The organism is Mesorhizobium sp. WSM2561, from assembly GCF_000513915.1.
Lineage (GTDB): Bacteria > Pseudomonadota > Alphaproteobacteria > Rhizobiales > Rhizobiaceae > Mesorhizobium > Mesorhizobium muleiense.
Map to the genome: position 1 here is coordinate 110,642 of NZ_KI911325.1, position 22,814 is coordinate 133,455.

Consider the following 22,814-nt stretch of genomic DNA (forward strand, 5'->3'; position numbering starts at 1 on the left):
CCCTGAAACTGGTCTCGAAACGCGGTCGCTTACGCTACGCCGGCGCGGATCGGTGCTTCGCGGTCCGCCTGCAGCAGACGCATGTTGCGGGCGTCGTTGGCGAGGATGTTGAAGCAGTCGCCGCCGAACCATTCCAGCGAGGCATCCACCTCCTCGCGCTCGAACAAATCGTCGAGGAATTGCAGATAGTCCACCGCGCCGTCGAAAAGTGCGGTCATGCCCGTCCGCTTTCCGGCCGCGGCATAGACGTTTGCCGGCTCGAAGACGGCGAGGTCGGCACGCGAGCGGACATTTTTCAGATGATAGTGCCGGATATGCGGCAACAGGGCGCCATGCGCGGCGACCGGATCGGCGCCGCCTTCCCAGACGTGCAAGGTGTCGAAATTGATGCCCAGCGCCGGATGGTCGACCTCCTCGAGCAGGCGCTGCGTCGACGATAGCGTATCGGCAAGCGTTCCCGGATGTGTCTCCACCAGTAGCTGGCAGCCCTGGTCCTGCGCCATCATGCAGGCGTCCTTGAGTCGCGCCGACAGTCGCCAGCGCGCTTCGGGCGAGGTGTCCCGGCTTGCCGACTTGCCGGCGAACGTGCGCACCTTGCGGGCGCCCCAGCGGCCGGCCAGGCGGCAGAGGTTCGACGTGGCGTGACGCAGCGACGCCAGATCCTCATCAAGAGGCAGATAGTCGCTGAGCATCGGCACCGAAAGCCCGAACGCCGCCATCCAGGAGGCGTTGCGGTCGGTCATATGCTGCATGTTGCGCGCGTGTGCGCCCCAGAGCTCGATGCCCTGGAAATCGTTCGCCGCCGCCCATCGCGCGATGTCCTCCAGCGACAGCAGGTGATGGCGGAAGGTGATCGTGCAGAGCGACAGCCTCATGCTACGGCATCCTCGACATCGTGGCGCGGCGCGTGCAGGAGGCCGCGCGTGTCGCACCATACCCGATAGGTTTGGGCAAGACGGCGCTTCAGCGAGCGCTCCATCGCGTCCAGCATATCGAGTTTCTCGAACACCGGCGACGCCAGGGCTTCGTCGCCTGTCTGGCTGAGTTTCATGACGGCGTAGTGAAGCGCCTTGAATTCCTGGATCAGAGATTCGATGTCGTCGCAGATCGTGTCGAACCCGGCGTTGGAAAGCTGCAGCGATCGCCAGAAAAAGGCGAAGCCATGCTCCAGCGCGTATTTGCGGATCGATATGACCGGCAGCTCGCGCAGCGCCATCGACAACTCGGCCAGTTTCAGGCCGTCGCGGCCTTCCAGATGCGCCCGAACGACTTCGCGCGTTGCGCGCGTCAGCAGATTGTCGTCTTCATGGAAACAGGCAAGGAAATAGTCGCGCAGATCGACGGCGGACGGTTTCCTGATGTCGGCAGCGTCGAAGATGAAGCCGCCGGCAACGGTCGGCTGCATGATCGCATTGATGACTTTCTGCTTCTCGATCCTGCCTTCCCAGCGGAAATCGGGGTCTAGAACCATCCAAACCGCCGGATCCTCGGTGTGTTCCAACATCAGATAGTGCGGGAACGGATTCTGGTTGAACTTGTTCTCGCGCTCCGGCAGGTGGAAGAGATCGAGCATGACCATCAGGTACTCGCTCTGCTTCTTGCGTTCCAGGAGCTCCAGCATCGTCGCCAGGTTCTCTACCTTGGCTGCGTCCGGCCGATACCATTGGCGGACCTTGGCGCCGTACAGGCGCTCGAACCAATCGCGGAAGAAGTCGTGGTTGATTTCAGGCGCGTGATACGCCAGCCGCCAGCTTTTATCGACGGCGAAACCCGCATCCCAGACGCCGAAGAAGAAAGGTCGATGATCAAGCTGCCCTTGCTTCACCGCGTGGCAGACATTGCTGACGAAGCAATGGACCTTGATGTCGACGAAGTCCTCGCCATGCACGCCGATCCGCTCAACCGCTTCTTGTTCGGCGCGAGCGAGAACAAGTTCCTTTGCCGGCTTAACAAATGTTCCATTCGGTTCCGAGACGTTGACGAACAGCCGCGCCAGGTCGTCCACCGTGTCCAGATCCTGACGGCTGATCACCTCCTCGGGAAGCGCGACACCGTGGTCGAGTTCAAGCGCCAGCATGAGTTCGAGAATCAGCACGGAATCGAGATACAGATCCTCGTTCAGCCTGGCTTGCGGTGCGAAGCTATCCATGTGCTGGTTGTCGAGCTTGTCGCGCAGAATCGTCGCGATTGCGTCGATTATTTGATCGTAGGTCATCAGGCTGCCTCCGTCCGTACCAGCGCGAATTCGCCCGTGCCGTAGCGCACAGCCACGTCGCGCCGGCTGATCTTGCCGTTCGCTTGACGCGGGATCCGCTCCACCTGAACGATCTCGGTTGGCATCTGGTGCGCTGCAAGCCGCTCGGCGCACCATTGCCGAAGCTGCGCCCGGTCGACCGCATGTTCGGCGCTGAACAGAAGCGCGACGCGCTCGCCCGCGAATGCATCCTGCTTGCGGAACACGACGGCGTCGCCAATGCCGCCGAATGTCATGACCACGTCCTCGACTTCCTTCGGATAGACGTTGAGGCCCGAGACGTTGATCAGGTCGTCGAGACGCGACAGGAAGACCAGCATGCCGTCGTCGCGGCGGTAGCCGAGGTCGCGCGTCTCGACGACCACGCCTTTGCGCTCGACGGCAATTTCCTTCGGCTCACTGGCCGTGCCGGCGTCGCGCAACGCGAAGCGCTGCAGCACATGACCGATTTCACTAGCCGACTGCACATCCGGGTTGATAGCGATGCAGCCGGCTTCCGAGCAGCCGTACTGCTGGAACATGTGCCTTGACTTGGCCCTGATCTGCCCGAACCAGGGGTCGGGCAAGAGGGTGCCGGACGTCATCGTTGCGTGGATCTGCTCGCCGGCCGGCAACAACCTGGCGAGCGTGTGAAGGATGGCCGGCGATGAGATCAGATAGGGGCGCTCCGTTTCGCGCAGCTTGCGCAGCAGGAATTTGGGGTTCCCGGTGTCGAGTATGGCGGGCGACTGGCCGCGCTTCAGCGCCACCATTAAGCCGCAGATCAAGCCGTAGGAATGGGTGGTTGGGCCCGCGATCAACGGCGTCATGTCCTGTGGCTCGACAAACGCCGAGGTGTAGCTGTCGATCTCGTCGTCTATGTCGCTCCAGGCGCGCGCGATGCATTTTGGCTCGCCGGTCGTGCCAGAACTCATCTGCAGCAGCTGTCCAGCTTCGCTGGCGCGCTCCTCGCAGATCGGCTCGCCTTCCAGCCGGTTGTAGAAAAGCCAGTTGCACTTCGCCGTCTCCGCCTGCCGGCGCGCCGCGGCATATGGCGTCGAGGGATGCAGCGGCAGCACGCTGGCGCCGGCCGCGCGCGCGGCAAAGAAGAACGCCAGCCAATCCTGCGCCTCGGAGAAACAGACCGCAAAACGGTCGCCTGCGCGCTTGTCGAGTTGCGCCGCGGCCGCAATGCGGTCCGCCGCGTCGCGGAAATAGGTTTGATCAAAGACCGTGTCGTTGATTGCGATCATATTTTCTGTCTCCTTACTCGACTGCAAGGCTGTTTGGGATTTCGTGAGCGCATTCGGTGCCCGGTGGCGCGAGCTTGCGTCGCAGCAGCGATTCCGTGCGGATGCGTGGCTGGAACAGGCCAAGCGCGGCCTGCCGGTGTGTCAGCCCGAACTGCCGGCAATGGTCATGCAACCGCCTGCCGACGCTGGACCAGAAGCTGTCTTCGTCGAGACCGTAACATTGCCGCAGCAGATGCGAGATCTCGGCGAGGTTGTAGACGAACAGCGCGTCCAGGCAGAGGTCGCCGAGCAAATCGGCGCTCTCCATCCAGTAGTACTGGTTGGGCGCGGCGTCGCGGTAGGCGGGGTTCAAGGCGAGGAAGTCGGGAAGGGTGGAGGGATCGCGCAGGAAGCCCGGCACGTATTCGACGCTGTCGTGGAAGTCGCGCATTGCCAGCCTTACTGGCCAGCCATCGCGATGGATCAGGATCAGGTTCTGGCCATGCGCTTCCGTCGCGATGCCATGGCCGACGAGCAGGTGAAACACCGGCATCACCACCGTAGCCACAAGCCTGTCGAGCCAGGCGTCCAGCCCGTACTCATCGATCCAGTCCGCGACGAACGGCCGGCCGTCACTCTCCAAGGCCATCAGCGCGTTGAGCGGCACCGCGGTTTCGCCGGGCTGGAGGCTGCTGGTAACGTCCTCCCGCCAGATCGCGGCGATCTGTCCTGCCAGCGGTCCTTCCCGATCTGCGATCGTGCCGGCATATTCGGCCAGGATCGTGAGCGGATAGCGCGCCTCGAACAGCGGATCGCTGGCGACAATGTCCTTGAGCCAGCGGCTGATCACCGGCGCGCTGCACACCGAATGCGGTTCGATGATGCGCTTGGCCGACGAGTTGACGAGATTCATCGGCAGTTTGAGATTGGCGCGCCGCGGGTGATCGCGATTGAAAAGCGTCCGCACGGATTGGCTGGCGGTATAGAGGTCGCCGGCCTCGCCGAGGAATCCGGCGGAGCCCTCCGCCAGCCAGCGCGACAGCTCCGAGCCCTGCAACGCTTTCCATTGCCAGGGATGCAGGGGCATCAGGCCGAACCGCCTTGCATTGTCGCCGACCCGGGCACGGCGTTCGTCCAGCAGCGCGTAGGTTTCGGCGCCGAGTTCGTGCAACCAGAAAGCCTGCTCCTCCGTGGGAAACGCCGAGTGCAGACGTTCGGGCGCGACCGCCAGCCAGGCCAGCTGGAAGGCGTTGCCTGCTTCCGGGCCGTACGCAGCGTGGTCGGCATAGTCGAAGCCGGTGCGCGCCTTGAAACACGGATGATAGGGATGACCCTCATCGATCGCGCTGTCGAGTTGCGCAAATGGCAGATCGCGGCGCGGTCTGGGCCGGAGATTGCTTTTGTTCCAGGCGCTGAAATCAAGCGTCCGATCCAGTTCGGATGTGAGTTGTGCACGCCGTTCGGGGCAGGTGTCTATGCTCGCAAGCAGATCGCCGAGCGTCGCCGGTCGCCATTGGTCGTCGCAGCCCCGCTCGATCGTCTCGGCGACAACCCTGACGCGGCCGAAGGCGCCGATCGATCCCTCGCAGCGTATCGAGGCGCCGCCGCAGCGCCATTCGAAGCGGGCTTTCCCGCCGCCTTGCGACACCGCGCAATCGACCAGGCCCTCATAGACCAGGGCTTCCGCGAGCTGACGCATCACCCGCAGCTCGGGGATGCCGTGGAGATCAAGAGGCAATGGCATGTGCCTGCTCCGCGGCGACAAACAGCCCGACACGGCTCAGTGGATTGGGAAAATGCGTGTAGATGGCGCTTCTGACCTCGGCCAGCTCATCGACATCCTGCAGCCGGATTGCCAGGTTGGCCTTTGCGGTGATGTGCGACTTGTCCAGCAGGTTGGTCGCGAATTGGCCGCCCGCGCCAGTGAGCTCTTGCGCCAGCTTCTTGAGCCGCGCACGCAGCATGGCGAGCAGTTCGGCCTCGCTTGCCAGGCCGTCATGCCCGGCGCGCGCGACGACCGAGAAGATCTGATTGACGATGAGATAGTAGGAGAGCCGCTCGCGAATCTCGCGGTCGTCGAAGAAAAGACTGCGGATATGGACAACCTCAGGGACCAGGCCATACCACCGGGCCCTGAAACTGTTCGAGAGGTAGAATCCCTGGCTGTCGCGATAGAGGTATTGGCTGGGCAGCCCTTGCTGCGACAGGTCAAGCAAGCTGTTCTGCTGATGCGCTTCCAGCGCGACGCCGAACCGGTCGTAAAGTCTGACCAGCGGATCGAGCGCACAGTCGAGATAGCATTCGAACCAGCGCCGGCACGCCTGCCGCACCGAGATATCATGATCCTGCGCGACGCGCCGGACGACGGCTTCGAACAATGAGCTGTGCCCGGGACGTGGTTCGGCCGTCAGTGCCGAAACGGTGATCACGGGGTGGTCGGCGCGGCCCCGGAACGGGTTTTCGCGGAAGATGACTTCGAAACCGCTCTCGGCCTGTCCGGAAATATCCAGAGTCACGTATGCGCTGTCGTGGAGAAAGCCGAGGCGCGGCTCGAACATGTCGATGCCGGCGCGCTCGAACAGGCGCGCCACCGCAACGCCTGCCTCCAGCTCGTGCCGCCTGTTGACGCGCTTCGAGTTGGTGATGCGGACGGGCAGCGAGAATTTCGGCATCCAGGCGGCGTCATCGCTGTAAACCGTGCGCACCGAAGAAGTCGCCGTGAACACCGGCCCTGCCGGACCGAGATACCGGATCTGCGCTGAATCCATGAGCGCGCGCACCGCCGGGTCGAGCATCAACGCTTGCGCCTGAAGCGGATGCATGGGCAGGAGCATCTCGCCGTTACCTGCGGCGACCTTGCCGGCGTCGTTCCCCAGCAGTGAGCTGACGATCGAGGTCACCGCGATGCCGGCGGAATCCTCGCGGACGAGGTCGGCAGCGGCGGCGAAATAGGCCAGCTGGAAACCGCCGCGCAATTCGGGGGCATAGACATCCTGCTGCCAGTTCGACATGCCTTGCAGGCTCTTGGGCGTCGGATGCAGCGGATGTCCGAAATACAGGGATTGTTCCGCGGCTATGAAGCCGACCGGTGGCGGCGCCCTATCGGCGGCGTCGAGGTAACGCTTCGTCGCCTGACAGCTCTGAAGAATCCGTTCGAGGAGCTCGACGTCTGCTTGTCGATGCGTGGCCGATCCGGCTTCTCTGGCTCCCAGCACAAGTAGATGCACGGCCAGGATCGGTTCTATCTCGTGCCAGTTCGGACCGGCATCCTGACGCATCCAGATCTGTCCAAACAGGTGCATTCCGCAAAGCGATCGGGATTTCATTTCGATGCGCAGCACGGCATGCCGCGATGGCAGGGAAATCTCCACGCAATCGAAGTTCCGTTCTCCGATGCGGTGGAACACCGGGTTTCCGGAATTCAGCTCACGCAAATAGCTGTTTGCGAAGGCTCGAAACGTTGCCTGTTCTGCTGCAATCTGATTCTTGTCGATCATTCGTTGCGGACGCCATGTCGCACAGACGCCGGGCAGGCGCTCTGCGCTGAGTTTCAAAGGTTTTGATGGCGCCGCGCGTGAAGGGCCAGCCTTGCTGCGGCCGCGGCTAAAACTAAACTACGATTGTCATGTTATCCTAGTCAGGTGCGCGGATCAACCTCCGAAGGCGGTCATCTGGGCAATGCCACCGCGGCTCATCTGGACAGTTCGATCTCGGCCGCGATTGCCCTTTTAGCCGAAACGGTTGGCGCGGAAGGTTGCAAGCATGGGGTGCGGATTGCCGGAGGCGATTTCTTTGGCCAGCAATTCGCCGACGATCAGTCCAAGTGTGGCGCCGCTGTGGCTAAAGACGACGTGAAGATCGGCGACGGTCTCGACGGAGCCAAGCACCGGCTCGCCATCGCCGGGGATAGGCTTCGGGCCAACGGCGTAGGTTGCGAGTTGGAGCCGCGGATTGCCGTCGAGCACGGCGCTAGCTTCGTCGAGCAGTCCCTTTACGGTTTTGTCGTGCACGGTGTAGGTGCCGTCTGAGTTGACCACGACTTCTTCCTCCGACCATGCCGAATCCAAAACAAGTGCGCCATCCGGCGTCGGGCGCACCGCAACACGCGGCGTATTCAGCACGGCACGGAGGTCGGTCTTGATCGGTTTGGTCTTCAAGAGAAGTGAAATCGGCGTGGCGTCGGGGACATGGACTCCGATCTCCGCAAGCATGCAAGGCGTCGCTGGCCCTACGGCAAGGACGACTGCATCCGCCTCGACCGGCGTACCGCCAGCAGTGATGACGCCACGTGCACGACCGCCTGTGGCAACTATCCGCACGCGTCCAGCGTCCTGAACAAGCTTGCCGCCGCGGGAGCGGAATTCATTGAGCAGCAGATCGATCAAAGAGGGCAGGTCAATCCATCCTTCGCCAGGATTGAAGATGGCGCCCTGCGGGGCGATCGCACTGGCATCGATGCCGGGCGTCACTGCGCCAACTTCGACAGGGTCGAGCAGAAGCGAGTCATAACCAATATCCTGCTCCAACTGCCACATCGACGCGATCTGGTTCGCCTCGTCATCTGCATCCCAGGTGAGGCCGCCGTCAAAGCGAAGCCACGATGCGGTTTCCGGCCTTGTAGCGGCCAGGGTCCGATAACGATCGATGCCTGCAAGCCTCAAGCGGTGATAGGCAGTGTCCGCGCGTCGCGCTGAGTTCAGCCAGGAAAGTGAACGGCCGGATGCGCCGTTGGACGGCGCGCCGTCGTTGACAATGGTCACATCAAAGCCAAGGCGGGCGAGGTGCAGCGCCATCGAGGTGCCAAAGATGCCTGCGCCGACAACGACGACATGGCGCGGCTTAGGGGATGCAGTCATAGAGAAATCCTTCTACGCGGAAGATGGGCTGGGTGTGAGATCGCCACACGCGCGGCGGGACTAATAGTCCGACAGCTTCTTCATGTAGCGCCGGCCCTCGAGCATTGGCCGATCGCGCAAACCGGCCAGCTTGTAGGCAAAACGCCATAGAGTGTCGAAGAAGACCAAAGGCACGAGATAGGGTTTGATGTGTTCGGACATACCGCTGAGGTCGAGTTCGGCTCCATCGAGCACCAGGATGTTTTCCCGGCTGCCGTACTCGATAAGGAAATCGCGGGCGCGTTCGGAAAGGCTCCGTGTCTCGTCCAAACCCAGCAAGACAATGAAGCAAGCATCCTTATCCACGACTTCGAATGGGCCATGAAAGAACTCGTTCGCGTGTATTGCCTGCGAGTCGTACCACTGCATTTCCATCAGCACGCAGATGGCGTAGGAATAGGCCGCACCGTAGCTGGCACCGCTGGCTAGTGTGTAGATTGCCTCTCGAGGTGCGAAGCGAGGGGCAAACGCCTCGAACCGGTCTGCGTAGGCCCGGTGCGCGCGCTCGATGGACGGTTGAAGATGGCCCAGGGAGATCAGCAGGTCGTCGGATAGCCCGCCATCCTCCCGAGCATCGATCAAACCGGCGAGCAGCATGTAGAGCACGCCGTAATTGCTGTAGGCTGCATCGATTGCTTTGCCCGTCGTGTACGAAGCCTGGTAGGCAATCGGGTGGTCGACCGCCCGCGCGAGGGGCGATGTCTGGTCGAGCGTCATGCCGATTGTCGTTGCGCCCCGCGCCCTGGCATGATTGGCCGCCCGCACTGTCTCCTTGGTGGTTCCTGTCTGCGAGCAAAGGACAACGAGCGTGTCAGGTCCCAACCGCCGCGGATCTCGGCAGACGAATTCATCCGCGTTGTAGCTGTCACAGGCGAATGTCCCATTGTGGCGGTCGAGGAAGTATTTGCCTGCCATCATGATCGAGAGCGAGCCGCCGCACGCCACGAGAAAGAGGTGCGAAAACTGCCTGCCCGCGGTGGCGTTCAGAGCGCGTTCCACGTCGGCAGGCAGGGCGGAAATCATGAGTATCCTCGTCTCGCTGACAGAGTTGGGGTCGGCGCGCAATTGACAGGCAGCAGTCATTGTGCGAACGTTATCACATCCTATAAGCTGAAAGTCCTGCAATGGTCAAGATTGCCGCGATGGGCGATAACGTGGTCGATTGCTATCTTGATCGGGGCGAGATGTATCCTGGCGGAAACTGCCTCAATGTCGCAGTCCACCTGAGCCGCTTCGGCGGGCAGTCGGCCTATGTTGGAGCGATCGGAAAAGACCGGGCCGGGGACCTGATCTGCACGGCACTGGCGTCGGAGCGCGTTGACATCACCCGATTGCGGCGCCTCGAAGGGCCGACCGCTTACTGCCTCATAGGTCACCACAACGCCGATCGGATTTTCCTGGATTTCGACCTCGGTGTTTCGATGTTCACGCCGACGCATGAAGATCTGGATTTTCTCTCAGGCTTTCAGGCCGTGCATATCGGCCAGTCCAGCGGATTAGACCCGTGGATTGCCTCAGTGTCAGGTAACTCTCTATTATCTTACGATTTTTCTACGCGACGGGAACCGGAGCATCGGCGAAAGATTGGACCTTATTGCTATCTGGCTTCCGTCTCAGGGGATGGTCTCGACGACAAGGAATTGGCCGCAATCGTATCCGAGCTGCTTGCATGTGGTTCAAAGTGGGTTTTGGTGACTCGCGGTCGAGCCGGCGCGGTGCTTCACAGAGACTCTGTCTCCTACCACACTCCGGCGCGGCTGGTCGAACCCGTCGACACCTTAGGCGCGGGCGACACCTTCATCGCCCGAACGCTACTCGGCCTGCTTAACGAAGAGGCGCCTCAGGACATTCTCCGCCATGCCGCAGAGGCGGCGGCTGCAACCTGCCAGTACTACGGCGCGATCGGCCATGCGTCAGCAATAGATATCGGGAACATGACGCCTGAGATCCTCCGCGGGGCCCGGCACGCTCCACCCGGGAAAGCTGTCTAGCTGCGAAATTCTCCGAAACAATTGACGCGAGGAACGGATAATGCTAGGGGGAGTGATAACGTTCTCATCCGCTCAATGAAACGCCGCCTAAGAGCATTTTTGATGGATCAGACGTCGAGTGGAACCGCAAGGCCGGGTTCGGCCGATTAAGAGGAGAAGACATGCAAACAAATTCGAGCAGGCGCCACCTGGTGAAATGCGGTCTGGCGCTGACCGTCGCGTTGGTGACAGGATTTGGCACATTGGTCTGGTCCACGCAGGCAAAGGCGAGCGACAACCCCTACAATCTCATCGACCCGATGGCGATCAGCGTCGGAACGATGGGCGATGCGAAGCCCTACGTCTTCACCGACGCCAATGGAAACTTCACCGGCTTCGATGCTGAACTCTTCCGCGACGTGGCGCGCCGGCTTGGGTTCAAGGAGGAGCAGGTTGTCTTCACCGGCCAGGAATTCTCGGCGCTGCTGCCATCCGTCGCCAACGGCCGCTTCGACGTCGCTGTCGCTGCCATTGGCACGACCGCGGAGCGCAAGAAGACCGTGGATTTTAGTGACGGATATATCGCCGGCTATCTGTCGATCATTTCGGCCGATCCGGCTCTGACGAGCAATGAGAGCACCGCCGGAAAGCGCATCGGCGTCATCCAGGGGACGCTGCAGGAAATCTATGCCGAGAAGAATCTGAAGGGCGACATCGTCAAGTTCCCCGACAACAACACCGCAGTGGCGGCGCTGAACAATGGGACGATCGATGGCCATTTCACCGACTATGAGTCGGCTAAGCAGTATGTAGAACGCTACAAGAACCTGAAGATAACAATGAACGTGCCGTCCTTCGATGCGCCAGCCGGGTTCGTCGTCAAGAAAGGCAACGATGCCTTCCGCGAGGCACTGAACAAGGCGCTGCGCGAGGCCATGGATGATGGCACCTGGAAGCGGCTGCACGAAAAATGGTTCGCGGGCACCCCCATGCCGGATCAATATCTGCCCAAGAAGTGAGTTCGAGCGACTTTGCTGTGTTTTCTGGCCGGGCCCGTGAGCAACGGTGCCCGGCCGAGTTATAGATGGACTTGATATGAGCTGGTTCGATACCTTCGCCCGCAGCTTCCTTGATTTCCAGGCGATGGCAGAAGTTCTGCCAAACATGGTGACGGTCGGCCTCAAGAACACCCTGATCCTGGCTGTCGCCTCGACGTTTTTCGGGACGCTGATCGGAATCGTCCTCGCCGTGATGGGGATCTCCGAGAACCGGCCGCTGAAACTCCTCGCGCGGGTCTACACCGATATCTTCCGTGGGCTTCCCGCCATCGTGACTATTCTGATCATTGGCCAGGGCTTCGCGCGGTTGGGCCGCGATCTGTTCGGTCCATCGCCTTATCCGCTGGGCATTCTGGCACTCAGCCTTATTGCCGGCGCCTACATCGGAGAAATTTTCCGGGCCGGCATTCAGAGCGTCGAGCGTGGTCAGATCGACGCCACCCGCACTCTCGGAATGACGTATGGCCAAGGCATGCGCCTGGTGGTGATCCCGCAAGGCATCCGCCGCGTCCTGCCGGCACTGGTCAACCAGTTCATCGGCAACGTCAAAGACTCCAGCCTGGTCTATTTCCTTGGCCTGCTCGCCTCCGAACGCGAACTGTTCCGTGTCGGCCAAGATCAGGCCGTGCTGACCGGCAACCTGTCACCACTCTTGCTGGCCGGCGTGTTCTATCTCGTGATCACGGTGCCGCTAACCCACCTCGTCAACTACATCGACGCGCGCATGCGCGTCGGCAAGCGTATCACCGGCGTGCAGAGCGGCCTCAAGGAAGTCGCCGAGCTGGCTGACGCCGGTTTACCGGGCGCAGCGAAGTCGCCCGCGCGCTTCAAGGGTGGCAGCATCGAGGTCAAGAATATCGACATGGCCTACGGCGCCGTCCAGGTGCTCCATGACGTCAGTCTGAAAGTGGAGCCCGGGACGGTCACCTGCCTGATCGGCCCATCCGGCTCGGGCAAGTCGACCTTGCTGCGTTGCCTCAACCGCCTCGTCGAGTGTCGAGCCGGAGACATCCTGCTCGATGGCGAAAGCATCTACAGCCAGACCCCTGACCAGCATCGGCGGCGTGTCGGCATGGTTTTCCAGCAATTCAACTTGTTCCCCGACCGCAGTGCGCTCGCCAACATCACCCTGGCGCTGCGCAAGGTAAGAGGCATGTCGCGCGAGGCGGCTGAGCGCGCGGCCTCAGCAAGGCTGCATGAAGTCGGACTTTTGGAGCGCAAAGACCATCGGCCGGCAAATCTTTCGGGCGGACAGCAGCAGCGGGTGGCCATCGCGCGAGCCCTGGCCCTCGAACCCGAAATTATGCTGTTCGACGAAGTCACCAGCGCCCTCGACCCGGAATTGGTGAAGGGCGTCCTGAACTTGATGGCCGACCTCGGGCGGGGCGGGATGACGATGGTCGTCGTTACGCATGAGATGAACTTCGCTCGCAAGGTTGCAAACCAGGTCGTATTCATGGACGAGGGGCGGATTGTCGAGGCAGGACGACCAGCGGACCTTTTCGACAATCCGCAAAGCCCACGTCTTCGGCGCTTTCTGTCTGAGGTGCTCTGATTGCAATAGTGTGTGCAACGGCGAGTGCTGCTGTGTTCGGGCTTGCGGGGCGGGCCTAACTGCCACTAGCTCGTCTTTGCGACCCACGAATGGGCGGCGGGGCTTGCTGAGTGACTCAAAGATCATCAAAAAACGCAACCATCATAGAGGTTGCTCGCCGAGCCGGGGTCAGTTCCGCCACGGCGGGGCGTGTGCTTGGCGACTACGGTTACAGCAGCCCCGAGGTTCAGGAGAAGGTGCGCGCCGCCGCAGCAGCGCTGGGCTATCGCCCCAATCGCCTGGCAAAAGGTCTGATCACCGGTAAGACGCAGACTATCGGAGTTGTGGTCGGCGACATCGAAAGCCCATTCTACGCGAGCGTCTTGCGTGGGATAGGGGATGTTGCGCGCCGTGGCGGCTTCGGGGTTATCGTTACGAATAGTGACGAAAATGCCGAACTCGAGCGAGAGGCAGTGCAACTGCTGCTGGAAAAACAGGTCGACGGTTTGATCGTCTCGTCGACCTTCGCGGATCAGCCGGATCATCTTCGTGAGGCAGTCGCGGCCCGCTGTCCCGTGGTGCAGTTCGACCGCATCGTGGCGGGCCTGGAAACCGATACCGTGGTGGTCGACAACGTGTCTGTAACGCGCAGCAGCATCGCTGCAATGATTGAGGCCGGACACAGCCGCATCGGCATACTGGCCGAACTAGGTCCGGGCCAGCGCGATGATGTCGGCTCGTTCGTGGCGAACGCTGACCTCTCCAGCGCCGAGGTTCGCTACCACCATCCAAGCTGGCAACGGCTGTTGGGTTATCTGGAAGCCCATCGTGCCGCAGGAATCGAGCCGGATCTGCAGTTGATCCGCCGCGTGACGGTCTATTCCAGCGAGGCGGCCCGCAAAGAGGCGCTCGATCTGCTGACGATGCGCAATGCGCCGTCCGCTCTATTCACCGCCGACGGTGTGATGTCGACAGGCGTTCTGGAGGCGACTTCTGCACTGAAGCTTGCGATTCCAGGAGACGTTTCGCTGCTTTGCTTCGACGATCTCGACTGGATGCAGTTCGTGGCACAAGGTATCACAGCCATCGCGCAACCCGCCCATTTGATCGGAGCGGCGGCGGCGGAGCTTCTCTTGAAGAGGCTGGCGGAGGCCACCTTACCTTTCGAGCACCGTGTCCTGGCGGCCCGCTTGGTGGAGCGCAATTCGATTGCCGTGCATGTCTAAGGCTGGACGATCTGAATTCCCCTGAGAGGGGAAGAAGGCCCGTCCCTGACATTCAATCCCTGCCTGCCTTGACCTACAACGGTCGTAGGTCATTCAGGAAAGCATCGCCAGGTCAGTTGAAACCGCTGACCTGAGCTTGCCTGGCTGTTCACTCACTAACACTGGCGACCCTAACGGCTTCGGCGCCGGTCCTCGTGAACGAGGACGGCCGCTGCGATGGCGGCGCTTGTCGTCTCGGCCGGGCGGGTGCACCGAGCAGTCGTGAAATATATTTCTGTATGTGAATTTTATTGACAGCTTGACCAACTCCTGCGAATGATCAGCTGCTGGGCCTCGGGAGGAGGTTCGGCCTCATCAACCACAAGCGGCGGCACGCAAGTGTCCGACCGCCCAATTGACCAGGCTTCGGCCGAGGGAGGACTCTTGCGCAAATTTTTGAGCATGCTCGCCATTTCGGCAGCCGCCACCACAGTGTTGGGGGCAAGCCACGCCGCTGCCCAGGCCGCTAACCCGTTCAAGTGCGAGCCGGGTGAAAAATACGTCATGAACGTCATGGTTTCCGGCGTCGAATATTGGTTCCCGGTCTACGAGATGTTCAAGCAGGCTGGAAAACAGTTCGGCTGCGAGACCGAATATACCGGGACCCCCGAATACGACGTGAACAAGCAGATTGCGACGTTCGACCAGGCGCTGGCTCAGAAGCCGGCTGGCATCCTGGTCCATCCGATGAACTCCGATCCCTTCATCGAGCCAATCAATCGGGCCATTGAGCAGGGAACGGCAGTAGTCACATTCGCCGCAGACTCGCCCAACTCCAAACGCGTATCCTACATCACCTCCGACAACGTCGCCGAAGGCACCTATGCTGCCGATGCAGTCGCCAAGGCGATGGACGGCAAGGGCGAATACGCGGTCCTCGAAAACCCCGGACAGGACAATCACGACAAGCGCATTGCCGCGTTCATCGCCCGCATGGAAGCCAAATGGCCGGATATGAAGCTCGTCGGCCGCGCTGCGTCGAACCAGGATGCGACGAAGGCCTATCAGGCCGTGCTCAGCCTTGCTCAGGCGCATCCCGATCTGGGCGCGGTGTTCATGCCGGAAGCCAACTCGGCAATCGGCGCAGCTCAGGCCGCCAAGGAAGGCGGCGGCAAGATCCGGGTCATGCTGGCCGACGTCAACGCCAAGATCCTCGACATGATCAAGGCCGGCGAAATCTTTGGCTCAGTCAACCCGAACCAGGGCATGCAGGGCTATATGGGGTTCATGCTGCTGTGGCTGGCCAAGCATCCTGAACTGATCGATCCGATGAACGACGCCCGGCGGTCGGGCTTCAACGGCATGAGCGTGCCCTTCGTCGACAACGGCTTTTCCATCGTCACCGCGGAAAATGCCGACGATTTCTATTGGGACGCCTACCTCAAGCGGCGCGGCACCAAGGGCATCGAGGAATAGGGCCTGCCGCTCCTGGAGCTCCTTCGGAATGCTAGACCCGACGGGGCGCGTTCGCCCCGTCGACCCCGGCCATATTATCAATTTCAACGCTGAAGGGGGACGGAGTGACTGCCGCCGCCATTCTTGAAATCCGCGACATCTCGAAATCGTTCGGCGCCATCAAAGCGCTGACCGGGGTCGATTTCACGCTGCAGCGCGGCGAAATTCATGCGCTGTGCGGCGAGAACGGTGCGGGCAAGTCCACGCTGATGAATATCATCGCCGGCATTGTGCAACCCGACGAAGGCGCCATTCGTCTCGAAGGCAAGAACGTCACCATCACATCGCCATCCGCCGCGCAGCGGCTTGGCATAGGCCTCGTCCATGTGGCCGAGAATATCCTCATGGCGGCCGTCAACAATCGGCGCGCGCCGCTGATGAATTTTCGCCGGCTCTACGCCGATGCGCAGAAGATAATGGACCTGCTGGCGCCGATCCCGGTCGAGACGCCGGTGGCCGACCTTTCGATTTCCAACCAGCAACTTGTGGAAATCGCCAAGGCGCTGACGCTCGAATGCCGGGTGCTGATGCTCGACGAGCCGACGGCCGCCCTGACCGAGACCGAGGCGCAGCGCCTTTTCGCAATCGTCCGCGATCTCAAGGCGCGCGGAATTTCAATCATCTACATCAGCCATCGGATGGCCGAGATCTTCAGCCTGTGCGACCGCGTCACGGTGTTTCGTGACGGCAGATACGTAGCGACCGATTCTATCGCTTCGGTCGCTCCCAATGATGTCGTACGCAAGATGGTCGGGCGCGAAATCACGCAGCTCTATCCCGAAAAGCTCTCGCCTGAGCGGCGTACCGACCGCCCTGTGCTGTCGGTCGAAAATCTCTCCTATCGACAGGGTTCCGCCGGCGTTGGTTTCACGCTTCGAGCAGGCGAAATTCTTGGCGTCGGCGGGTTGATTGGCGCCGGTCGCAGCGAAATGGTCCAGACCGTTTGCGGCCTGCGCCCGAAAGTGTCGGGATCGGTCGAACTCAATGGCGAGCCGGTCAGCATCAGGACCTACAGCGATGCGGTGCGCGCGGGCCTGGTCTACCTCTCGGAGGACCGCAAGGCGTCGGGCCTGTTCCTCGACCTGTCGGTTGCATCCAATATCTCCGCGCTCGACCTTCGGAAGCTGACCACGCCGCTTGGGCTGCTCGATCGCCGCGCCGAGGCAAAGCAAGCCACCGACCTGGTCGTGCGCCACGGCGTGCGCATGGGCGGCATCGAGACACAGGTGTCGACGCTTAGCGGTGGCAACCAGCAGAAAGTCGCCATCGCCAGGCTTCTTTCGGTCGGCCCCAAGGTGGTCATTCTGGACGAGCCAACACGTGGGGTCGATGTCGGCGCCAAAGTGGAAATTCATCGCCTGCTTCGCGATCTTGCCGAGCGGGGCGTCGGCGTCATCGTGATTTCATCCGAGCTTCCGGAATTGATCGGGCTGAGCGACCGGGTGCTTGTCATACACCAAGGTGCCATCGTCGGCGAACTGGGGGCTGACGAATTGACCGAAGAGGCAATCATGCTGCTGGCATCGGGTCTCCGGCAGCAACGATCAAACGCAAGGCAGGTTCAGAATGTCGCTTAGACAGACCGGAGGAACCCTCATGGACGCTGAAATCAAGGCGAGCGCCCCCGGGCTTGGCGGGCGCAACTGGCTGCGTCTTGGGTCAATGCGCGAGGCGGGGCTGATCGCAATCATGCTGGCGCTGTGCATCGCCATGACATTCGCTTCGCCGCATTTCCTGACCTGGGGAAATTTCCGCGCCATGCTGATGAGCTTCTCGATTGAAGGCATCGTCGTGGTCGGCATGACGATACTCCTCATAGTCGGCGGCATCGACCTTTCCGTCGGGTCGGTGGTCTGCTTCTCCATGGTCGTGTCAGGCGCTCTGTTCCTGATGGGTTTGGACCCATGGACCGCGAGCCTCGTCGGCATAGGCACCAGCGCGCTGATCGGCGCGGTGATGGGCTTCTTCGTAACCGTTATCGGGCTCAATCACTTCATCACATCGCTGGCGGCGATGGTGATCGTGCGCGGTCTCTGTCTTGTCATCACCAAGGGAACCCCGCTGTCGCTGTTCACCCTGCCGCCCGGGTTCAAGGCGATCGGCCAGGGCAGCTTCGGCAATGTGCCTTATGTCATCGTCATCTTTGTCGTGGTCGTGGCCATCTTCGATTTTCTGCTTCGGCGTGCCACCGCCTTCCGCAAGGTCTTTTATACCGGCAGCAACGAGAAGGCGGCCCAATTTTCGGGCATCAAGACCAAGCAGGTCAAATTCTGGGTCACGGTTCTCTGCTCCACCCTCGCGGGCTTTGCCGGCGTCATCTATATGTCACGCTTTGGCGCTGCGACTCCGACCTTCGGCGCTGGCATGGAGCTCAACATCATCGCCGCGGCGGTGATTGGCGGAGCATCGCTCAATGGCGGCTCGGGCACCATCTTCGGCGCCATACTGGGCATGGCGCTGCTCTCGGTCGTCACAAGCTCGCTGATCCTGCTCGACGTTTCAGTCTATTGGCAGGACATGATCAAGGGATGCATCCTGCTCGCGGCGGTATCGATCGACCACTTCCTGCACCGCAGGAAGTCCTGAGCAGCAGCGCGAGAGTTGAGCATCCATCATGTCACCACCCAATTCGCGGGACGACGTCACGATCGTCCGCCAGATGTATCAGGCTCTTGTGCTTCATTACATGGAAGCCAAGACGCAGGCGGAAATCGCCAAGGAGCTCGGCATCTCGCATGCGACCGTCAACCGCCTCATCAAACGCGGTCATCAACTCGGGCTTGTCGAGATCAAGATCAAGTCGCCGGTCGAGCAACTGATCGACATCGAGGCGCGACTTGTCGCGATCGGCGGACTCCAAAGGGCCGTCGTCGTCCCCTCCGTTTCGGACAATCCGCAGACTGCGCTTCAGCGTGTCGGTGAGGCCGCAGCCAGGCTGGTGCTCGAGACGATCAAGGACGGCGACACGATTTCCATTACCGGGGGCAAGGGGGTGAGTGCCGTCGTCGCCGGCCTCAAGCCGAGCCGCGGCTACGACGTCGAGGTAGTTCCCGCGACCGGCCTGGTCCAGGGCAAGCATTACACCGACGTCAATCATGTCGCGTCTCTGATGGCCGACAAGCTCGGCGGCCGCGCCTATCAGATCCACGCGCCGCTGTTTGCCGACAGCCCGGCCCAACGTGACATGCTGATGGGCGTCCGGGCGGTTTCGGACGTCTTCAACAAGGCGCGCGAAGCAACGCTTGCGGTGGTCGGCATCGGCTCCATCCTGGCTGACGATTCGAGCTACTACGATCTGCACCCATCCTCGAGCGCCGACCGGCTAGCCATCGAGCGCTCGGGGGCGGCGGGCGAGCTGCTCGCCCATCTCATAGACGGCGACGGCAAGCTCGCCGACTACAGCCTCAACCGCTCGCTGGTCTCGCTGACGCTCGAGGAATTCGCGACCATTCCGCAGTCGATCGGGGTCGCCAGCGGCGCCAGCAAGGTGGTCCCGATCCTCAGTGCCATGCGCGGCTCTCACCTCGATACTCTCGTCACCGACGAAACCACCGGCTTGAAGATCCTCGAGCTCGCCGAAGGAAATGCAGCATGAATTCTCGACAAATCACCCGCTCAATCGGCAAGTCCGGCGTTGTCGCTTCGGCGGTGGGACTCGGCACCTGGGCCATCGGCGGCTGGATGTGGGGTGGCACGGATGAAGCAGAATCGATCGCCGCCATCCAGGCGTCCATCGATGCCGGCGTCTCGCTGATCGATACCGCGCCGGCTTACGGCCTCGGCCGCAGCGAAGAGATCGTCGGCAAGGCCATCAAGGGCCGGCGCAACCGCGCGGTCATCGCCAGCAAATGCGGCCTGAACTGGCATTCGAAAAAGGGCAACCACTTCTTCGATCAGGATGGAACGCCGGTGAACCGATATCTGGGCGCCGACGGCATCGCTTGTGAAGTGGAACAGAGCCTGCGGCGGCTCGGCACCGACTATATCGATCTCTACATCACCCACTGGCAGGACCCGACGACACCCATTGCCGAAACAATGGAAGCGCTCGAACGCCTCAAATCCGCTGGCAAGATCCGCGCCATCGGCGCCAGCAATCTCAATGCTGCCGAGCTGCAGCAGTATGTCGCCGCTGGCCAGCTCGACGCGATCCAGGAAAGATATTCGATGCTGGATCGCGAGATCGAGCAGACATTGCTGCCGATCGCGCGCCAGCATCAAGTTGCAGCACTCAGTTACTCGTCGCTTGCACTCGGCCTGCTCTCAGGCGCCATCGATCCGGCGCGTGAGTTCAGCGGCGACGACCAGCGCAAAGACAATCCGCGCTTCTCTCAGGCCAACCGGCGCAAGGTAGCTGCGTTGAAACATGCCCTGACCCCGGTCGCGGAGGTCCACCAGGCAAGCATGGCGCAGATCGTCATCGCCTGGACGCTGGCGCAGCCCGGCATCACCTTCGCGTTGTGTGGAGCGCGAAACGCGACGCAGGCGCTCGACAACGCCAGGGCAGGGGAGATTTTGTTGAGCGCGGCGGAACTGGGGGCCATCGATGCAGCGGTGGCCGGGCATCTCGTAGCGATAGACGCGTGATAGAAAGCGCGTCCTGAGATGAATCGCATCCAGACGATCGCCGGCTTGCGCGAGAACCCCGATGTCGACGTCCTCGTCATAGGCGGCGGCATTAACGGCATCAGCGTGTTTCGCGAACTCGCTTTGCAGGGCGTCGACGTCCTGCTCGCCGAAAAGGGCGATTATTGTGGCGGCGCCAGCGCAGCCCTCTCGCGCATGGTTCATGGCGGCTTGCGCTACCTTGAAAACGGCGAGTTCAAGCTGGTCCGCGAATCTCTGCTCGAACGCGATCGGCTATTGAAGAACGCGCCGCATTACGTTGCGCCACTGCCGACCACAGTGCCTATCTTCGACCTGTTCTCAGGCATAGCAAATGGCGCATTCCGTTTCCTTGGGCTAAGCCGTCGCCCGGGTCGGCGCGGCGCATTGGTCATCAAGACCGGCCTGGCGATGTATGACTTCTTCACCGCCGCACGGCGTATCGTCCCGACGCACAAGTTCAGGAGCCGCGCTGAAACACTCAAGGTCTGGCCTGCAATCAATCCTGCTATCCGCAATTCGGCGACATACTATGACGCCTGGGTCAGCCACCCCGAGCGGCTGGGTACCGAGATGCTGCGCGACACCATGAACGAAAAACCATCGGCTCGAGCGCTCAACTATGCACGCATATCGCTCGGTGACGCGGGCCTCGCGCTCAACGACGGACTGTCTGGCGAACCGGTCGCCGTGAAGCCGCGGCTCGTCGTCAACGCCACAGGCGGCTGGATCGACCTGACCAATTCGGCTATCGGAGCCGTTGCGCCGAAGTTTATGGGCGGCACCAAAGGTTCGCATCTGATCGTCGATAATCGCGAGCTTCACGACGCCCTCGACGGCCACATGATCTATTACGAGAACGATGACGGCCGGATCTGCATCCTGTTCCCCTATCTCGGCAATGTGCTGGTCGGCTCGACGGATATCCGTGTCGACGATCCCGACCAGGCGCGCTGCGAGGACGACGAGCGGCAATACATCCGGCAGTCCGTGTCCTTCGTGTTTCCCGATATCGAGATCGCTGATTCCGACATCGTCTTTCAGTTCACCGGGGTGAGGCCGCTGCCGATAAGCCGGGACAGTTTTACCGGGCGCATTCCCCGCGATCATTTCTGCGAGCTCATCGAGGGCGCCGGTATGGTGCCGCCGATGCTGTGCATGATCGGCGGGAAATGGACAACCTTCCGGTCGTTCGGCGCACTGGCCGCGGATATCGTGCTCGAGCGATTGTGCCGACAGCGCATCGTCGGCACCGAAAACATGCCGATCGGCGGCGGCCGGCATTATCCCATGGCCTCCGAAAAGTGGTGCGCGGAACGCGCGGCGGCGCATGGCCTGTCGCTTGACCGCATGCGCAGCCTCTTCGAGCGCTACGGCACCGTGGCGGATGCCGTCGCCGCCTATTTGGCAGCGGGACAGGACGAGCTCTTGCCTGGCAGCGACTACTCGGCCCGGGAAATCCGATATCTCATCGCCAATGAATATGTCGAACAGCTGGAGGACCTGCTGCTCCGCCGCACGACAATCGCGATCACCGGCGCTCTCTCTTGCGGCCTTCTCGATGCGGTTCTCGATATTCTCGCAGTCGAAAAGAGCTGGGATGCTGCGCGCAAGGCATTCGAGCGCACCGATTTCCTTGCCCTGCTGCAACGCCAGCACGGCGTCGATCTCGACCAGCTATCGCAAAAAGACCAAGGAAGGAGCGCCGAATGCGCATCAACAAGAAAGTCCGCATGAACCGGCTGTTCGGCGGGGCGCGCTGTCTCGACGTCGCAATCGACCATGGCGTATGCAACGAGCCGTCGTTCCTGGAAGGGCTGGAGGATATGGCCGGCGTCGTCGGCCAGCTGGTCGCCGCGGGGCCGGACGCCATTCAGATGAATTATGGCCAGGCCGATCTGCTGCAGTCCCTGCCTGGCAAGGACAAGCCGGCATTGGTCATGCGCATAGACATGGGCAATCCATACAACAAAACCCGACATCGCTCGATGTGGGCCATCCTGCAGAACGAAGCCGAGCCGCTGATCGGCGCGCTGGAGATGGACGCGGCCTGCGTGGTCGTCAATCTGTTCATGCTGCCCGACGAGCCGGACCTGTTTCGGCAATGCGTCCACAACATTGCCAGGGTTCGCGCCGACTGTGAAAGATATGGCTTGCCGCTGATGATCGAGCCGCTGGCAATGCTGCCCAATTCGGAGCGCGGAGGCTACATGGTCGACGGCGACCCCGAAAAGATCGTCACCCTGACCCGGCTCGCCAGCGAGATGGGCGCCGACATCATCAAGGCGGATCCGACCACCGATCCGAACGACTTCCACCGAGTGGTGGCGGCGGCACGCTGTCCTGTCCTTGTGCGCGGTGGGGGCAGGGAGGATTTGCGCGCCGTCTTCGACAAGTCGGCGGCACTGATGGCACAAGGCGCGGCAGGCATGGTCTATGGCCGCAACATATACCAGCATTCCAACCCTCGCGCCGTCGTGAGGGGACTGATGGCGATCATCCATGAGAATGCCGACGGTGCGGCGGCCTGGGAGCTCTACCAACAAGGATAATCTTTGTAGCTTGGG

18 protein-coding genes are annotated in these 22,814 nt (G+C 61.6%); 11 read left to right on the plus strand and 7 right to left on the minus strand.

Annotated elements, in window-relative coordinates; all coding sequences use genetic code 11:
• Positions 1 to 29 precede the first annotated feature (29 nt).
• From M727_RS0134915 to M727_RS0134945, 7 genes are all read right to left on the minus strand, one after another.
• Entirely contained in the window at positions 30 to 875 is an 846-nt protein-coding gene (locus M727_RS0134915; protein ID WP_027156374.1) for a sugar phosphate isomerase/epimerase, read from the minus strand.
• A complete protein-coding gene (locus M727_RS0134920) occupies positions 872 to 2,215 on the minus strand; it encodes a DUF6005 family protein (RefSeq protein ID WP_027156375.1) in 1,344 nt (447 codons plus the stop codon). The genes M727_RS0134915 and M727_RS0134920 overlap by 4 nt, the downstream gene beginning before the upstream one ends.
• Positions 2,215 to 3,486: an AMP-binding protein gene (locus M727_RS0134925; protein ID WP_027156376.1), complete on the minus strand. Its 1,272-nt coding sequence runs from the start codon at positions 3,484 to 3,486 to the stop codon at positions 2,215 to 2,217. Before M727_RS0134925 ends, M727_RS0134920 begins: the two co-directional genes overlap by 1 nt.
• A gap of 13 nt (positions 3,487 to 3,499) precedes the next feature.
• Positions 3,500 to 5,209, minus strand: coding sequence for an IucA/IucC family protein (locus tag M727_RS0134930; RefSeq protein WP_027156377.1), 1,710 nt, complete (start codon positions 5,207 to 5,209; stop codon positions 3,500 to 3,502).
• The gene (locus tag M727_RS0134935) at positions 5,193 to 6,962 is read right to left on the minus strand and encodes an IucA/IucC family protein (protein WP_027156378.1); all 1,770 of its coding nucleotides are present in this window, start codon (positions 6,960 to 6,962) and stop codon (positions 5,193 to 5,195) included. Before M727_RS0134935 ends, M727_RS0134930 begins: the two co-directional genes overlap by 17 nt.
• A 231-nt stretch (positions 6,963 to 7,193) precedes the next feature.
• The gene (locus M727_RS0134940) at positions 7,194 to 8,321 is read right to left on the minus strand and encodes an FAD-binding oxidoreductase (protein WP_027156379.1); all 1,128 of its coding nucleotides are present in this window, start codon (positions 8,319 to 8,321) and stop codon (positions 7,194 to 7,196) included.
• 60 nt (positions 8,322 to 8,381) lie between these two features.
• On the minus strand, positions 8,382 to 9,383 hold the full coding sequence (locus tag M727_RS0134945; protein ID WP_027156380.1) for an SIS domain-containing protein: 1,002 nt from the start codon (positions 9,381 to 9,383) through the stop codon (positions 8,382 to 8,384).
• 101 nt (positions 9,384 to 9,484) lie between these two features.
• Here M727_RS0134945 and M727_RS38955 point away from each other — a divergent pair, with 101 nt between their 5' ends.
• The 11 genes from M727_RS38955 to M727_RS0135000 all read left to right on the plus strand — a co-directional run bounded on the left by M727_RS38955 (position 9,485) and on the right by M727_RS0135000 (position 22,799).
• Positions 9,485 to 10,351 (plus strand): PfkB family carbohydrate kinase, encoded by an 867-nt coding sequence (locus M727_RS38955; RefSeq protein ID WP_051505880.1) that lies wholly within the window; start codon positions 9,485 to 9,487, stop codon positions 10,349 to 10,351.
• A 161-nt stretch (positions 10,352 to 10,512) separates the two neighbouring features.
• Positions 10,513 to 11,349 carry an ABC transporter substrate-binding protein gene (locus tag M727_RS0134955; protein WP_027156381.1) on the plus strand — a complete coding sequence of 279 codons (837 nt, stop codon included), beginning with the start codon at positions 10,513 to 10,515 and terminating at the stop codon, positions 11,347 to 11,349.
• Positions 11,350 to 11,425: 76 nt separating this feature from the next.
• A complete protein-coding gene (locus tag M727_RS43940) occupies positions 11,426 to 12,943 on the plus strand; it encodes an amino acid ABC transporter permease/ATP-binding protein (protein ID WP_027156382.1) in 1,518 nt (505 codons plus the stop codon).
• Between the two features lie 110 nt (positions 12,944 to 13,053).
• Positions 13,054 to 14,148 carry a LacI family DNA-binding transcriptional regulator gene (locus M727_RS0134965; RefSeq protein WP_027156383.1) on the plus strand — a complete coding sequence of 365 codons (1,095 nt, stop codon included), beginning with the start codon at positions 13,054 to 13,056 and terminating at the stop codon, positions 14,146 to 14,148.
• Positions 14,149 to 14,571: 423 nt separating this feature from the next.
• On the plus strand, positions 14,572 to 15,603 hold the full coding sequence (locus M727_RS0134970; protein WP_027156384.1) for a substrate-binding domain-containing protein: 1,032 nt from the start codon (positions 14,572 to 14,574) through the stop codon (positions 15,601 to 15,603).
• A gap of 104 nt (positions 15,604 to 15,707) precedes the next feature.
• Positions 15,708 to 17,219, plus strand: coding sequence for a sugar ABC transporter ATP-binding protein (locus M727_RS0134975; RefSeq protein ID WP_027156385.1), 1,512 nt, complete (start codon positions 15,708 to 15,710; stop codon positions 17,217 to 17,219).
• Positions 17,220 to 17,238: 19 nt separating this feature from the next.
• Positions 17,239 to 18,228, plus strand: a complete 990-nt coding sequence (locus M727_RS0134980) for an ABC transporter permease (RefSeq protein ID WP_027156386.1) — start codon at positions 17,239 to 17,241, stop codon at positions 18,226 to 18,228.
• A gap of 28 nt (positions 18,229 to 18,256) precedes the next feature.
• Positions 18,257 to 19,237, plus strand: coding sequence for a sugar-binding transcriptional regulator (locus M727_RS0134985; protein WP_023799691.1), 981 nt, complete (start codon positions 18,257 to 18,259; stop codon positions 19,235 to 19,237).
• The gene (locus M727_RS0134990) at positions 19,234 to 20,229 is read left to right on the plus strand and encodes an aldo/keto reductase (protein WP_027156387.1); all 996 of its coding nucleotides are present in this window, start codon (positions 19,234 to 19,236) and stop codon (positions 20,227 to 20,229) included. Before M727_RS0134985 ends, M727_RS0134990 begins: the two co-directional genes overlap by 4 nt.
• Positions 20,230 to 20,247: 18 nt before the next feature.
• Complete coding sequence (locus M727_RS0134995; RefSeq protein WP_027156388.1) at positions 20,248 to 21,984, plus strand: glycerol-3-phosphate dehydrogenase/oxidase; 1,737 nt, start codon at positions 20,248 to 20,250, stop codon at positions 21,982 to 21,984.
• A complete protein-coding gene (locus tag M727_RS0135000; protein WP_027156389.1) occupies positions 21,957 to 22,799 on the plus strand; it encodes a class I fructose-bisphosphate aldolase in 843 nt (280 codons plus the stop codon). Before M727_RS0134995 ends, M727_RS0135000 begins: the two co-directional genes overlap by 28 nt.
• The last annotated feature ends 15 nt before the right edge of the window (positions 22,800 to 22,814 follow it).

Excerpts from the sequence above, each read along its gene's own strand:
- M727_RS0134915 (WP_027156374.1), bottom strand. The coding sequence starts at position 875 with ATGAGGCTGTCGCTCTGCACGATCACCTTCCGCCATCACCTGCTGTCG.
- M727_RS0134920 (WP_027156375.1), bottom strand. The coding sequence starts at position 2,215 with ATGACCTACGATCAAATAATCGACGCAATCGCGACGATTCTGCGCGAC.
- M727_RS0134925 (WP_027156376.1), bottom strand. The coding sequence starts at position 3,486 with ATGATCGCAATCAACGACACGGTCTTTGATCAAACCTATTTCCGCGAC.
- M727_RS0134930 (WP_027156377.1), bottom strand. The coding sequence starts at position 5,209 with ATGCCATTGCCTCTTGATCTCCACGGCATCCCCGAGCTGCGGGTGATG.
- M727_RS0134935 (WP_027156378.1), bottom strand. The coding sequence starts at position 6,962 with ATGATCGACAAGAATCAGATTGCAGCAGAACAGGCAACGTTTCGAGCC.
- M727_RS0134940 (WP_027156379.1), bottom strand. The coding sequence starts at position 8,321 with ATGACTGCATCCCCTAAGCCGCGCCATGTCGTCGTTGTCGGCGCAGGC.
- M727_RS0134945 (WP_027156380.1), bottom strand. The coding sequence starts at position 9,383 with ATGATTTCCGCCCTGCCTGCCGACGTGGAACGCGCTCTGAACGCCACC.
- M727_RS38955 (WP_051505880.1), top strand. The coding sequence starts at position 9,485 with ATGGTCAAGATTGCCGCGATGGGCGATAACGTGGTCGATTGCTATCTT.
- M727_RS0134955 (WP_027156381.1), top strand. The coding sequence starts at position 10,513 with ATGCAAACAAATTCGAGCAGGCGCCACCTGGTGAAATGCGGTCTGGCG.
- M727_RS43940 (WP_027156382.1), top strand. The coding sequence starts at position 11,426 with ATGAGCTGGTTCGATACCTTCGCCCGCAGCTTCCTTGATTTCCAGGCG.
- M727_RS0134980 (WP_027156386.1), top strand. The coding sequence starts at position 17,239 with ATGGACGCTGAAATCAAGGCGAGCGCCCCCGGGCTTGGCGGGCGCAAC.
- M727_RS0134985 (WP_023799691.1), top strand. The coding sequence starts at position 18,257 with ATGTCACCACCCAATTCGCGGGACGACGTCACGATCGTCCGCCAGATG.
- M727_RS0134990 (WP_027156387.1), top strand. The coding sequence starts at position 19,234 with ATGAATTCTCGACAAATCACCCGCTCAATCGGCAAGTCCGGCGTTGTC.
- M727_RS0134995 (WP_027156388.1), top strand. The coding sequence starts at position 20,248 with ATGAATCGCATCCAGACGATCGCCGGCTTGCGCGAGAACCCCGATGTC.
- M727_RS0135000 (WP_027156389.1), top strand. The coding sequence starts at position 21,957 with ATGCGCATCAACAAGAAAGTCCGCATGAACCGGCTGTTCGGCGGGGCG.